Source organism: Brevundimonas sp. CURTG3B2_SDJG (assembly GCF_057364705.1).
Window position 1 is genome coordinate 1 of sequence record NZ_JBNFOJ010000058.1, and the last position, 12,912, is coordinate 12,912.

The 12,912-nt window shown below is 71.3% G+C and carries 15 protein-coding genes and 1 pseudogene; 5 read left to right on the forward strand and 11 right to left on the reverse strand.

The annotated features are described in order from the left end of the window. From AC2W7C_RS05790 to AC2W7C_RS05800, 3 genes and pseudogenes are all read right to left on the reverse strand, one after another. A partial coding sequence (locus AC2W7C_RS05790) for an MFS transporter (RefSeq protein WP_486000587.1) occupies positions 1-1,661 on the reverse strand: 1,661 nt, incomplete at its 3' end. Further along, on the reverse strand, positions 1,658-2,221 hold the full coding sequence (locus AC2W7C_RS05795) for a TetR/AcrR family transcriptional regulator (protein WP_486000588.1): 564 nt from the start codon (positions 2,219-2,221) through the stop codon (positions 1,658-1,660). The genes AC2W7C_RS05795 and AC2W7C_RS05790, both read right to left, overlap by 4 nt. Before the next feature lie 31 nt (positions 2,222-2,252). Continuing rightward, positions 2,253-3,460, reverse strand: a pseudogene (locus tag AC2W7C_RS05800) (winged helix-turn-helix domain-containing protein). A gap of 102 nt (positions 3,461-3,562) precedes the next feature. Here AC2W7C_RS05800 and AC2W7C_RS05805 point away from each other — a divergent pair. Both AC2W7C_RS05805 and AC2W7C_RS05810 read left to right on the forward strand, forming a co-directional pair. Continuing rightward, complete coding sequence (locus AC2W7C_RS05805) at positions 3,563-5,428, forward strand: monovalent cation:proton antiporter-2 (CPA2) family protein (protein ID WP_486000589.1); 1,866 nt, start codon at positions 3,563-3,565, stop codon at positions 5,426-5,428. Positions 5,429-5,557: 129 nt separating this feature from the next. Beyond that, positions 5,558-6,067 (forward strand): hypothetical protein, encoded by a 510-nt coding sequence (locus AC2W7C_RS05810; protein WP_486000590.1) that lies wholly within the window; start codon positions 5,558-5,560, stop codon positions 6,065-6,067. A 59-nt stretch (positions 6,068-6,126) separates the two neighbouring features. On the opposite strand, the gene AC2W7C_RS05815 is transcribed toward AC2W7C_RS05810, so the two are convergent. Both AC2W7C_RS05815 and AC2W7C_RS05820 read right to left on the reverse strand, forming a co-directional pair. Continuing rightward, positions 6,127-6,696, reverse strand: coding sequence for a DUF4142 domain-containing protein (locus AC2W7C_RS05815; protein ID WP_486000591.1), 570 nt, complete (start codon positions 6,694-6,696; stop codon positions 6,127-6,129). Between the two features lie 62 nt (positions 6,697-6,758). After that, on the reverse strand, positions 6,759-7,061 hold the full coding sequence (locus tag AC2W7C_RS05820) for a UBP-type zinc finger domain-containing protein (protein ID WP_486000592.1): 303 nt from the start codon (positions 7,059-7,061) through the stop codon (positions 6,759-6,761). A 124-nt stretch (positions 7,062-7,185) separates the two neighbouring features. Between AC2W7C_RS05820 and dusA the strand changes: the two genes are divergently transcribed. Together dusA and AC2W7C_RS05830 are read left to right on the forward strand one after the other, a co-directional pair. Continuing rightward, on the forward strand, positions 7,186-8,211 hold the full coding sequence (dusA, locus tag AC2W7C_RS05825) for a tRNA dihydrouridine(20/20a) synthase DusA (protein ID WP_486000593.1): 1,026 nt from the start codon (positions 7,186-7,188) through the stop codon (positions 8,209-8,211). A gap of 119 nt (positions 8,212-8,330) precedes the next feature. Then, on the forward strand, positions 8,331-8,618 hold the full coding sequence (locus AC2W7C_RS05830) for a hypothetical protein (RefSeq protein WP_486000594.1): 288 nt from the start codon (positions 8,331-8,333) through the stop codon (positions 8,616-8,618). A gap of 21 nt (positions 8,619-8,639) precedes the next feature. Here the strand turns inward: AC2W7C_RS05830 and AC2W7C_RS05835 are convergent, their stop codons facing one another. Next, on the reverse strand, positions 8,640-9,278 hold the full coding sequence (locus AC2W7C_RS05835) for a DUF4126 domain-containing protein (protein WP_486000595.1): 639 nt from the start codon (positions 9,276-9,278) through the stop codon (positions 8,640-8,642). A gap of 355 nt (positions 9,279-9,633) precedes the next feature. Here AC2W7C_RS05835 and AC2W7C_RS05840 point away from each other — a divergent pair, with 355 nt between their 5' ends. Then, positions 9,634-10,362, forward strand: coding sequence for an SDR family oxidoreductase (locus AC2W7C_RS05840; protein WP_486000596.1), 729 nt, complete (start codon positions 9,634-9,636; stop codon positions 10,360-10,362). A gap of 6 nt (positions 10,363-10,368) precedes the next feature. Here the strand turns inward: AC2W7C_RS05840 and AC2W7C_RS05845 are convergent, their stop codons facing one another. The 5 genes from AC2W7C_RS05845 to AC2W7C_RS05865 form a co-directional block, all read right to left on the reverse strand. Next, on the reverse strand, positions 10,369-10,659 hold the full coding sequence (locus AC2W7C_RS05845) for a GNAT family N-acetyltransferase (RefSeq protein ID WP_486000597.1): 291 nt from the start codon (positions 10,657-10,659) through the stop codon (positions 10,369-10,371). A 93-nt stretch (positions 10,660-10,752) separates the two neighbouring features. Continuing rightward, positions 10,753-11,157: a hypothetical protein gene (locus AC2W7C_RS05850; RefSeq protein ID WP_486000598.1), complete on the reverse strand. Its 405-nt coding sequence runs from the start codon at positions 11,155-11,157 to the stop codon at positions 10,753-10,755. Positions 11,158-11,169: 12 nt separating this feature from the next. Next, on the reverse strand, positions 11,170-11,637 hold the full coding sequence (locus AC2W7C_RS05855) for a hypothetical protein (protein ID WP_486000599.1): 468 nt from the start codon (positions 11,635-11,637) through the stop codon (positions 11,170-11,172). A gap of 293 nt (positions 11,638-11,930) precedes the next feature. Next, entirely contained in the window at positions 11,931-12,329 is a 399-nt protein-coding gene (folB, locus tag AC2W7C_RS05860) for a dihydroneopterin aldolase (protein WP_486000600.1), read from the reverse strand. Positions 12,330-12,334: 5 nt separating this feature from the next. Beyond that, positions 12,335-12,912 (reverse strand): SDR family oxidoreductase (locus tag AC2W7C_RS05865; protein ID WP_486000601.1); only part of this gene is annotated, 578 nt, incomplete at its 5' end.

Below are 12,912 nucleotides of genomic sequence, written 5' to 3' on the forward strand. Positions count from 1 at the left end.
CGGGCTGGCCGGCCCGGCGCGCGGCCCGGCGGGCCGAGGATGCGCGGCCTCAGGTGATGGAAGGTCGTCCACACGCAGCCCACGGCCGCGAAGGCCGCGATCAGCAGGAAGACGTCGTTGTAGGCCAGCACATGGGCCTGCTGGGTGATCTGCTGCTGCAGCGTCGCCTGGGCCTGGGTGGCGCGCAGGGCGGGGTCGCCGATCGTCCGCGCATAGGCGCCGCCCAGCTGCTGCAGGCGCAGGACCACGTCCGGGTCGCCCAGGTTGATCGCCGCCGACAGCTGGTTGGAGTGGAATTTCTCGCGGATCGTCTCGATCGTGCCGACCAGGGCCGAGCCCATCAGGCCGCCGACGTTCTGGCCGACCACGAACACCACGATGAAGCTGACCAGGTTCTGGGCGCCCTTCTGCAGCACCTGCAGGAAGCCGATCAGCATCGCCGGACCGATGAAGAACGCGGCCGCGAAGGCCATCAGGGCCTGGCTGAAGTACAGCTGCGCCGGCCGCGTCAGGACGGTCGAGCGGGCGTCCAGGAAGGCGCCGACCGCGATCAGGGCCAGGGCGATGGCGATCAGGGCCATCAGCCGGTCCGGCTTCAGCGTCAGTATGCTGACCACGGTCCCCGCCGCCGTGGCGATCAGGATCACCCAGAACAGGCCGTAGAGCTGCTCGGGGCCGAGGCCCATCTGGGTCATCAGGCCGACGGCGCCCGAGGTCTGCTCCGACAGGACGATGCGAGTGCCGACGATCACCAGTCCCAGCCGAACCATGTCCGGCCCGGCCATCCATCTGAGGTTTATCAACGGGGTCTGGCGATTGTATTCGATGACGACCGCCGCGGTCAGCAGCACGATTGCGCCGATCAGGGCCCAGCCGATCCAGGCGGCCTCGGTCCACCAGACGATCCGGCCCAGGCCCAGCGCGGCGCACAGCAGGGCTATTCCCGGCGCGAACAGGGCGAAGGTGACGAAGTCCAGGGGCTGGAAGACCTTGGTGCGCTCAGACGGCGGCAGCCGCACGGCCAGCACGGCGGCCAGCGCCAGCAGGGCCAGCCCCAACTCGAACACATAGACCCCGCGCCATTCCGACAGGTCGAGCAGCGAGGTCGAGAACAGCCGCGCCGCGGGGATGGCCAGGCCCGAGACGCCGATGCCGACCAGCAGGCCGGCGATCCGCAGCTTGGCCGGGAAGGCCTGGACCAGATAAAGGATGCCCAGCGTCGACAGGGCCGCGGCCGCCATGCCCGCGAAGCCGCGGGCGATCAGCAGCGACTGGTAGTCCTCGAACAGCAGGGTTCCCAGGCCGATCAGCACATAGGCGACCAGGAAGATCTGGGCGAACAGCCGCAGCCCGTACTGCATCCGGAACTTGATCAGCAGCAGGTTCATGCAGGCGTTGGTCATGACGAACACCACCGGCAGCCACGCGGCTTCCGTCAGCGACACGCCCAGCGCGCCGGCCAGCTGGGGCGTGTTGGCGGTGACCACGGCGTTGCCGATGCTGCCCGTGGCGGTGATCAGCAGGCCGGCCCCGGCGTAGGCCAGCCGCCAGGGCGCCGTGTGATCCGGCGTGGCTGGCGAGCCGGACATCATCGGCCGCTCGTGCGGCTGCAGGGTCTCGAGATACTCGGCCCACGGCAGATGGAAGTTCCGGCGGCTCATGCCTCCTCCCCGAGGCGCGCCCTCACGGCGTCCAGCACAAGCTCCAGCGTTCGACGCGCGATGCCGTTCCGTTCGCGGGGCGTCGCATTGTGCAGGCCGCCGCCCAGCATGGCCGCCAGGACGCGGATGTCGTTCAGCGTCAAGTCGGCCCGGACCACGCCCGCGGCCTGCGAGACCCTCAGCGGCTCGGCGGCCGCGTCGACCATGGCGGCCCGCAGCGGAGTCAGCAGTTCGGGCGACGGCGGCGACCGCACCACCCCGCCCAGGGCCGCGTTGCGGACCATGCGGTCCGACAGGTCGGCGAGGAATTCCAGGAAGGCGTCGGGCGTGTCGCGATCGACGAACCGCTCGCCCAGCGCGGCCATGTCGTCCAGTAGAACCGCCAGGGCGATCTCGGTTCGCCCCGGAAAGTTCCGGTACAGCGTCGCCCGGCCCACCCCGGCCTTTTCGGCGATGCGGTCCAGCGGCGCGTCGATGCCTTCCTCGGCGAACACATGGCGCGCGGCGGCCAGCAGCGCGCGGCGGCGGTCGGCGGCGTCCTTGCGGAGGGGGCGGGTCATGGCGTGTAAGTGGACATCAGTGTCCACTTCGTCAAGAAGGGGCCGAGGCCGCTCCCTTCAGCTCGGCCGCCAGGTCGCCCTTGCCGACGACCTCGACCTCGGAAAGCCCCAGCCATCCGGCCATGCGCTGCAGCTCCTTCGCCAGCCGGGCCGCCGTCTCCGGCGTCGCGTCCGGTTCGCGCCAGGCGGCCTGGACCCGCAGGGCCCCCGCCTTGCGGTCGGCCTTCAGGTCCACCCGCGCGGTGATCGCCTCGTCCTCCAGGAAGGGCAGGACGTAGTAGCCGTGCGCGCGCTTGTGGGCGGGGGTGTAGATTTCCAGCCGCACCCGCACGCCGAACAGCCGCTCGGTGCGGTCGCGCGTCCAGATCAGGTTGTCGAACGGCGACAGCAGGGCCCCGCCGGCGACCTTGCGCGGCGTCCTCGCCCCTGCGGCCAGATAGGCCGGCTGGCGCCAACCCGTCACCTGCACCGGCGTCAGTTCGCCCGCCTCGACCAGCTCGCCCGTCCGCGCCCGGCCTCGGCCAGAGGCAGGCGGAAATAGTCCCGCAGGTCGGCCTGCGTCGCTACGCCCAGGGCCCGGGCGGCGGTGCGCACCAGTTCGCGCTGGGCGTCCGCTTCCGTGGGCGTCGGCAAGTCCATGATCCGCGACGGCAGGGCGCGTTCGGTCAAGTCATAGACCCGCTCGAACCCGCGCCGCGTCTTCGTCGTGATCAGGCCCGCCCAGAACAGCCACTCCAGGGCGCGTTTGCCGTCGGACCACGACCACCAGCCCGGCTCCCCGCGCGGCCCCTCGGCGAAGTCCCCGCCCGTCACCGGCCCGCGCCGCTCGATCTCGGCCAGCACCCCGTCGATATAGTCCCGGCGCTCGCGCCCGAACCGCGCGAGTCCGGTCCACATCGCCCCGCCGCGTGCCCGCTCCATCCGCCAGCGGAATAGCGGCTGCAGCTCCAGCGGCATCATCGAGGCCTCGTGGCCCCAGTACTCGAACAGGCCGCGCCTCGGCCCCCAGGCCTCGGCCTCCAGCGCCTCGCGCGGATAGTCTCCCAGCCGCGAGAAGGCGGGCAGGTAGTGGGTGCGCGTCACCACATTGACGCTGTCGATCTGGATCACCCCCAGCCGGCGGGCCAGGTCGCGGACATGGCGGCGGCCGGGGTCGACGGGCCGGGCGCGCCCGAAGCCCTGGGCCGCAAGGGCGATGCGGCGCGCGATCCTGGGGGTGATCTGTTCGGCGGACGTCATCCCGCTTGCCTACTACGGACCCGCGCGTCACGGCAGACCTTCGGGGTGGCGTATCGCGCCGGCGCCCCCCACTATGAACCGCGACGCTGACAGGGGAACACGATGGCGGAACCGACCGGAGGTCTCGAGCTTGGCCACATCGCCGCCCTGCTGGCGGCTGGCGTCGTCGCCGTACCCATCTTCCGGCGCCTGCAACTGGGCTCCGTCCTGGGCTACCTCGCCGCCGGCCTGGCCATCGGCCCGTTCGGCGTCGGCCTGTTCCGCGAGCCCGAGGTCATCCTCCACGTCGCCGAGTTCGGCGTGGTCATCTTCCTGTTCATCATCGGGCTGGAGATGCGGCCGTCGCGATTGTGGAGTCTGAGGAAGGACATTTTCGGCCTGGGCGCCGCCCAGGTCCTGGGCGCGGGCCTGCTCCTGACCTTCACCGGCATGGCGGCGGGGCTGTCGATCCCGGTCGCCTTCGTCGCCGCCATGGGCTTCGTCCTCAGCTCCACCGCCGTCATCATGCAGATGCTGGACGAGCGCGGCGAGCTGGCGGCGCCCCAGGGGCAACGCGCCGTCTCCATCCTGTTGCTCGAGGACCTCGCCATCGTTCCGCTCCTGGCGGTGGTCGCGGTCATGGCGTCCGCCATGGGCCTGGCTGGCGAGGCCGCGCCGCCCTTGTGGCGGACGATGGGCCTGGCGATCGGCGCGGTGGCGATCGTCTTCTTCGCCGGCCGCTTCCTGATGAACCCGGTCTTTCGCGTCCTGGCCCAGTACGGCGGGCGCGAGGTAATGACGGCCGCGGCCTTGCTGGTCGTGGTCGGGGCCGCTTGGCTGATGGACCTGGGCGGGCTGTCGATGGCCATGGGGGCCTTCCTGGCCGGGGTCCTGTTGTCGGAATCCACCTTCCGGCATCAACTCGAAGCTGACGTCGAGCCCTTCCGCGCCATCCTTCTGGGCTTGTTCTTCCTCAGCGTCGGCATGTCGCTGGACCTCGGCGTCGTCATGGCCGACTGGCGGATCGTCGTCGGCGGAGTGATCGCCTTCATGGCCGTCAAGGCGGTCGCCATCTACGGGGTCGCCCGCCTGTTCAAGGCCAGCGAGCGCGAGGCGGTCGAGCGCGCCGTCCTGTTCGCCCAGGGCGGCGAGTTCGCCTTCGTCCTCTACGCGGCCGCCCTGGCCACGGGCGTGTTCGACGCCCGGATCTCGGCCGCCGCCACGGCCATCGTGATCCTGTCGATGGTGCTCACCCCGCTGACCACGATGGTCGTCGGCCGGCTGATGCCCGCCCCGAACCTGGATCCCGAGGCCGCCGAGGGCGTCGACAAGGCGCGGAACCTGCGCGAGCGCGTCCTGATCATCGGCTTCGGCCGTTTCGCCCAGGTGGTCTCGCAGCCGCTCCTGGCGCGGGACGTGGACGTCTCGATCATCGACACCGACGTCGAGATGATCCAGGCCGCCGGCAATTTCGGCTTCAAGGTCTACTACGGCGACGGGACCCGGCTGGACGTGCTGCGGGCCTCCGGGGCTGCGAACGCCGAGACCATCCTGGTCTGCGTGGACAAGCCCGAGGTGGCGGATCGGATCGTGGAGCTGGTCAAGGCCGAGTTCCCGCTGACCAAGCTGTTCGTCCGCTCCTACGACCGCGGCCACGCCATCCGCCTGATCCAGGCCGGGGTGGAGTATCAGCTGCGCGAGACGTTCGAGAGCGCCCTGGTCTTCGGCTACCAGGTGCTGATCGACTTGGGCTTCACCCACGAACAGGCCGAGGAGACGATCGAGGATGTGCGCCGTCGCGACGAGGAACGCCTGTCGCTGCAGGTCGTCGAAGGCATCCAGGCGGGCCGGTCGCTGATGCGGGGCAACATCCGCACCACCAAGCCCGAGCCGTACATCAAGCCGCGCCGCGAGGGTCAGGCCTTGAACGAGGAGGCCGCGGAGGCCTTGGAGGACGAGGAGGAAGAGCGCCAGAAGGCCGAGGCCTGAGGCGCTCGGAACCCTTGCCTTCCGTCATGGCGGGGCTCGTTCCGGCCATCCATGGTCGCGACCGGCGTCCTGGAGGTCTCCACACCCGCCACGACGTTCGTCCCGACGCCCTTGTCAGGAGCCCTTCCGATGACCCGGATCTTCGCCGTTCCCCTGCTTCTCGGAGCCTTCGCCATCATCTCCGGATGCTCGCAGCCGGCGGACGAGCCGGCCTCCAAGGCTCCAGCGGAGGCCGCCTCCGCTTCGGGCGAGACCCCCCTGCCGACGGTCGATCTGGCCGCGGTGCGAGTGCGTCTGTCGCCGGACGAGACGCCTTCCATGGTCCAGTTTCCGCGCGACGGCTCCAAGGTCCTGACCGGCCGGGTCGTCGGCTACAAGACCCAGGTCTGGATCGTTCCCGTCGCCGCGGGGCAGACCCTGACGGTCGCCTTCGCGCCGTCGAACGCCAACCTCTACGTCAACATTCTCGACGCCGACGACGACAGCGGCCTGGCCGTCCATCGCGGCGAAGTCGACGGCCCTCGAGCCACGCTTGCGGCGGTGCAGGACACCGTCTTCATCATCCGTCCGTTCCAGCCGCGCGCCACGGCCCGCCGCGACGCGGCCGGCGACTACACCCTGACCCTCGGCCGCTCCTGAACGAGAACAGGCCGGCGTTCAGGACGCCGGCCTGCGGGTCGACCGCCCGTGGGCGACGGCTACATCGAGGCCTTGAGCCGCTCCGCCTCGCGCAGGTGGGCTTCGATCTTGGGGACTACGGCGCGGGCGTGTGCCGCCAGCGGCGAATCCTGGTCCGAGAAGCCCCGGTGCAGGGTCAGGGCCTCGTTGTGGGCCGCGATCTGCTGATCCAGCCAGGCGGCGTCGAAGTTCGCCGCCGAGGCCGAGCGCAGATTGTCCAGCAGGCCCTGGCGGCGCTCGTCCAGCGTGGTCGGGGCCGTCACGCCGGGCGCGGCGCGGGGCAGCATGCCCTGCAGGGCGTTGGTGGCCGCCGTGTGATCGGTCTTGATCATGGTGGCCAACGCCTTCACGTCGGCGTTCTGGGACCGCTGCAGCGCGATGTCGGCGGCCTGAATCTCGTACATGTCGCCCATCGCGGCGGAGGGGACGTAGCCTCCGACCGTATTGGCGCCGACGGTCGCGGCCGAGACCTGGCCCACCGGTCCGGCGGCGGCGTCCTGGGCCTTGTCGACGGGTTCGGGCGAGCGTTCCTGGTTGCAGGCGGCCAGCAGGGCCAGACAGGCCGCGCCGGCGAGGATCGGTTTCATCATCGGGATTGTCCTCCTTGGAGGCTCCTTGAACCGATGGGAAGCGGAGGCGGTTCCGCCAGGCGTCAGAAGAACCGCGGGATGGGCCCCGATTGCGGCGTCTGATCCGGCAGGTCGACAAAGGTCTCGTCGACGTAGCACCAGCCCCAGCCTTCTGGCGGGTCGTAGCCCTCGATCACCGGGTGCCCGGTCGCATGGAAATGGGCGGTCGCGTGCCGGCTGGGCGAGTCGTCGCAGCAGCCCACGTGCCCGCAAGTCCGGCACAGGCGCAGATGCACCCACCAGCCCCCGCTCTTCAGGCATTCCTCGCAGCCCTTCGACCCCGGCGTGACCTGGTCGATTGAGCTCAGATGACCGCAACCCGCCATGTCGAACCTCCCTTGCCGCGAGCAGAGTCCGCCCGGACGGCGCCGCCCGCAAGCCCGGTCGTCGCGTTTGGCCGCGGTTTCGGCTATGGAGCGCGCCTTCGACCCCATGCCGCCTTAGGACCCGATGCCGCCGACCCTGGACCGCAGGCTGTCCGTCGCCCCCATGATGGACTGGACCGACCGGCATTGCCGGGCGTTCCACCGCGCCCTGACGGCGCGGGCGCTGCTGTACACCGAGATGGTCACCGCCCCCGCGGTCCTGCACGGCGACCGGGACCGGCTGCTGGCCTTCGACGCGGTGGAGCATCCGGTGGCGCTCCAGTTAGGCGGTTCGGATCCCGATCAGCTCGCCGAGGCCGCCCGGATTGGCGAGGCTTACGGCTATGATGAGATCAATCTGAACGTCGGCTGCCCCTCGGACCGGGTCCAGTCGGGCCGCTTCGGCGCCTGTCTGATGCGCGAGCCTCAGCTGGTGGCCGACTGCATGGCCGCCATCAAGGCCGCGGTCTCGGTTCCGGCGACCGTGAAGTGCCGTATCGGCGTGGATGACCAGGATCCCGAGGTCTCGCTCTTCCAGACAGTCGACGCCTGCGCCGCGGCGGGGGTCAAGGTCTTCATCGTCCACGCCCGCAAGGCCTGGCTGCAGGGCTTGTCGCCCAAGGAGAACCGGGACGTCCCGCCGCTGGACTACGCCCTGGTGCGGCGGCTGAAGCGCGAACGGCCGCACCTGTCGGTCAGCATCAACGGCGGCGTCCCTTCCCTGGACGAAGCCGAGGCGCACCTGGACGCTTCGGACGGGATCCAGCTGGACGGGGTGATGCTGGGCCGCGCCGCCTATCACGAGCCGGCCATCCTGGGTCAGGCCGACCGCCGCCTGTTCGGCGCGGCCAGCCCGGATGTCGAAGCCTTCGCCGCTCTTGAACGCTACCGTCCCTACATGGCGGCCCGCCTGGCCGAGGGCGTCCATCTTCCCGCCATGACCCGCCACATGCTGGGGGTCATGCACGGTCGGCCCGGCGCCCGCGCCTTCCGCCGCATCCTTACCGTCGAAGCCATCCGTCCCGGAGCGGGCCTGGAGGTCCTGGACCGCGCGATCGAGGCCGTGCGCGACGCCGAAGCCCGACTGGAGGCGCGCGGCGAGGCCGCCTGAGCACGGTCGGGACCAGACCTGAGGCCTGAGAGTCACACCGGGCCGCGACCTGCGCCTCGGATCGTCGGCGACGGGAACATCTGGCCAAGCCCCGGCTTTGCCTTGGCAGGAGATATCTCATGCCTAAGCGTCCGCCCGCCCAGCCCGATCTGCGTCTCGTCCAGGCCGAGGCCGAAATCTACGACCTGATGCGCCAGCCCGAAACGACGGCGGAGCGGGTCCGCCGCCTGCAGCTCGAGGCGCGGGCCCTGGCGGTCGAACAGGTCGAGGCGCTGGAAAAGGTCTTGCTCCAGGCCGCCGCCATGGCCCGCGAGATCGCCGACGGCGGCGACGCCTATCCGGTGGGGGCCCGCGAACTCGCCGGGCGGCTGGCCTCGGACCTGCCGTCCCGAGGGCCGAGACGCTGAAAGCCATCGTGGGGCGCGCCTCTAGGCCGGCGTCGGGTCGTTGCGGGGGTCGTTCCGATCGCGGATGCGGCGCGCCAGGCGGAAGACCAGGATCGCCAGCACGATCAGAACGACCGGCACGATGATCGGCGCCAGGAAGGCCAGGATCACCGTGACGAAGGCCAGCACGTCCTCGATGAAGGACACCACCGGATTGCCCAATCCTCCCGTCGTGGCCGTCGAGGTCACTCGGGCTCCGGTCTGGGCGGCGTTGAAGGCCAGGGCCGCGGGCGCGCCCACGATCACCCCGGCGATCGCGGCCGCCGTGGGATCCACCGCCCAGAAGACGCTGCCTGCCGCGATCGCGCCCGCCACCGGCCGCGTCACATAGCCGATCACGTTTAGCGCGTGGTCGATGGCCGGCACCTTGTCGCCGGCGAACTCGGCGACCGTCGCGATCGCCAGGGCCGAGATGGCCGGCCAGGACGCCAGCCAGTCCATCTGGTCGATGAGCCGGATTCCGAACAGCTCGAACTTGGCCGCCACCGCCAGCATCAGCATCGGCAGGAAGGTTCTGAGCCCCGTCGCCGACGCCAGGCCCAGACCCAGAAGGGCGGGCAGGACCCAGGTCTGCAGCGGCCCCGCGGCCGCGCCGACGGCATCGAGATCAAGCCCGGACATGGCGCCTCCTCGCCGGACCCTCGCGTCCGTCGAACGGCATAATGCGCGGGAACGGCCCGGCGCTCCATCGGCTTCTCTTTCTGAACAGTCGAAGGAGTCGAACGATGGACGACCGTTTCGAGGCCCGCGCGGACCGCATCGCCGATCACGAGCGGAAGATTCAGGGTCAGATCGACGCGAAGGCCGGACCGCCCCCGGGCGGGAAGGGCGGGGGCGCGGTCCAGGCCGGCGCGCGGCCCTATCCCGAGCCCCCGTTCCCCAAGCAGCACCAGCGCAAGCCCGGCGAGGAGGCCGCCCTGGATCCCGCCCCCTCTACGACGCCCCCTTCTGGAAGGGGTCGGGCAAGCTGGAGGGCATGGCCGCCATCGTCACCGGGGGCGACAGCGGCATCGGCCGCGCCGTGGCGGTTCTCTTCGCCCGCGAGGGCTGCGACGTCGCCCTGTGCCACCTCGATGAGGACCGGGACGCCGAGCAGACCCGCCTGGCGGTCGAGGCCGAGGGCCGCAAGGCGCTGGTGCTGAAGGGCGACGTCGCCGACCCCGCCTTCTGCGAGACCGCGGTCCAGGCGGCGCTGGAGGCCTTCGGGCGGCTGGACGTGGTGGTCCCCAACGCCGCCTTCCAGGAGCACGTCGAGGCGTTGGAGGACCTCACCCTCGAGCATTTCGACCGCACGCTGAAGACCAATCTCTACGGCTATTTCAACCTGGTGAAGGCCGCCGTCCCGCACCTGAAGCCGGGCGCCTCGATCGTCATGACGGGTTCGGTCACCGGCATCACGGGCAGCGAGAAGCTGCTGGACTATTCGATGACCAAGGGCGGCATCCACGCCTTCGCCCGGTCCCTGGGCACGCACCTGGCGCCCAAGGCGATCCGGGTGAACGTCGTGGCCCCCGGCCCGGTCTGGACGCCGCTGAACCCCGCCGACCAGCCCGCCGACAAGGTCGCCCAGTTCGGCGCCAAGACCGTGATGAAGCGGCCGGCCCAGCCCGAGGAGATCGCCCCCGCCTTCGTCTTCCTGGCCTCGCCCCAGTGCTCCAGCTACATCACCGGCGAGGTCCTGCCGATCATCGGCGGCTACGGCTGAGCGTCCTTAGGCGGCCAGGACGTCGTCGTACTCGGGGTGCCGGCGGTGCCAGAGGACGGCGTAGCTGCAGCGGGGCAGAAGCTTCAGGCCTTCGGCCCGCGCATGGTCGGCCAGGGCCTGCATGAACCGCCCCGCCGCCCCGCCGCCGCGCAGCGCCGGGTCCGCCTCGACGTGCAGGATGATCCGCGTCCCGTCCTGCACCGCATACTCGGCGAACACGGCGCGCGTCTGGCCCTCAGGGTCGACGAAGCCCTGTTCGAAGCGGTGCTCGGCGCGGACGTCGCGGAAATCGGTCATGGCGTGGGTCCCTTGTGTCGGCGAACCGACACTACGGAAAGCCGGTCCCCGCCCCGGCGTTCCCCGCCGAACCGCGAAACCTCGCAGTCGTGATCAGGGCGCCCGGTCGCCGAGCAGGGCCAGAAGGCCGAACAGGCTCTTCACCGTGAACCAGACGCTGATCAGGAACCACAGGATCCCGAAGATAAACAGGAAGGGCAGGCCGATCAGGATCACCGAGAACAGGATGCTCACCGCGATGGCGATCCAGCAGGCCACCGTCCACCAGAACACCGACCAGAACAGGCGGATCTGGGCGTCCATGTGCGCCCGGGCCAGGCCCGTCGCCGAGCTGCGCGCCGCATAGGCGACCACCAGGCCGACCAGCACCAGGATGTTGGCGCTGGGGATCGACAGCAGGTACAGCGCCCACACCGCCAGGGCGGGGACCTTGCCCTCGCCCTCGCCGCCGGGGCGGAACTCGGCGCGGTCGCGCTCTTCGGGGGGGACGTAGGACATGCGCGGGTCTCCTCAGATCCACCAGCTGCGCGGGTCGGCGATCGGCCGGCCCGATTTCAGGGTCCAGACGCCCGAGGCGCCGCGCAGCACGGTCCACAGCGCCAGCAGGAACAGGATCGGCACCCCCAGGGCGAAGGGCGCGGCCAGCAGGATGATCCCGGCCACGGCGGCCACCGCCGCGGCCCACAGGGTGCGCTGCTGATAGACGAAATGGGTGCGCGCCAGCTCGTCCTGCGGCCCGTCGCGGCCGGTCACGGCCAAAAGGCCGATCACCGCCGACACGCCCAGGGTGGGCACGGCGAACAGGATCAGGGCGTAGACGGCGTACAGCCCCATGCCGCCGGGCGTCTCGGCCGGGGCGGCCGGGCGGCGCCGCGCGGGGCGGGGGCGGCGAAGGCGGGGCGAGGGCTCGAACACCGATTCGGCCCGGGCCGGGCGGGGCGCCGGTTCGGGCTTGGGCGCGAAGACGGGCTCGACCACCGGTTCCTCCCGCAGCGTGGGCTCCGGCTCCGGCTCGGGCGGATCGAACCAGGTCCCGCTCGGCGGCGGCGGCCGGCGCGGGGCTCCGGTTCAGGCTCCTCCTCCGGCTCGCGGGCGCGGCCCTGCAGCGACGCCGGGCTGGAGAAGCCGATCAGGTCGTCGTGGTCGTCCGGGGCGTCGCCGGCCGGATGTCTGGGATCGCCGGTTTCGGCCATCGGAGGTCCTTCGAGTCCACGGTCAGGTATGACGGCCCCGCTCGCCCGGCGCAACCGCTCCCAGGGCCAGCTGCGGCCTCACCGCCCCAGGATCAGCTCGCAGCCCGGCACGGCGTCGTCGCCCAGGGCGCCCGGCTTCTCGATCCGCACCGTGCAGCGCCGCACGCGCGGGTCCTCCAGCATGGCCGCGCCCAGCCGCTCGGCGAAGGTCTCCACCAGGCCGACGTGGCCCTCGGCCGCGATCCCGCGCGCCGCCTGGGCGACCTTTTCGTAGTTGATGGTGTCGGCCAGCCGCTCGACCGGGGCCGGCGCCAGCTCCAGCGCCACGTCGATGACCAGCCGCTGCAGCCGGCCCTGCTCGTGGTCGTACACCCCGATGCCGGCGGCCACCTCCAGCCCGCGCACGAAGACGGTCAGGCCCTCGTGGACCGGGGCGCCGGGCGATGGGAAGGGCAGGGGGGAGGAGGATGCGGCCACGGTCTCTACTCCACGATGTCCGGGGTCTTCCAGGCCAGGTGCTGGCCCCCGTCGACGGCGATCATCTGGCCCGTCACCAGCTCGGCTTCAACCAGCCAGCGCACCGCCGACGCCACCGCCTCGGGGCTGCCGGCCCGCTGCAGCAGCACGCCCCCGGCCTCGGCGGCGAAGTCCTCGGGGGTCTGGTGCACCGACGGCAGGGTCGGCCCCGGCCCCACGCCGTTCACCCGCACCCGCGGCGCCAGCGCCTGGGCCAGGGTCCGCGTCGCCCACCAGAGACCGTTGCGCGACAGGGCGTAGGAGAAGAAGCGCGGATCGGGCTTCAGCACCCTCTGGTCCAGCAGGTTGACGATCGCCGATCCGTCCGGCGCCTGGCCCGCGAAGGCCTCGGCCAGCACGATGGGCGCGCGCAGATTGGTCTCGATATGGGCGTCCCAGGTCCCGCGCCCCAGGCCGCCGACCCGGTCGTCCTCGAACACCGAGGCGTTGTTGACCAGCGCCGTCAGCGGCCCCAGCGCCTCCACGGCCGCCGGGACCAGGCCCCGGACCTCGGCCTCCACCGCCAGGTCGGCGGCGACGGTCG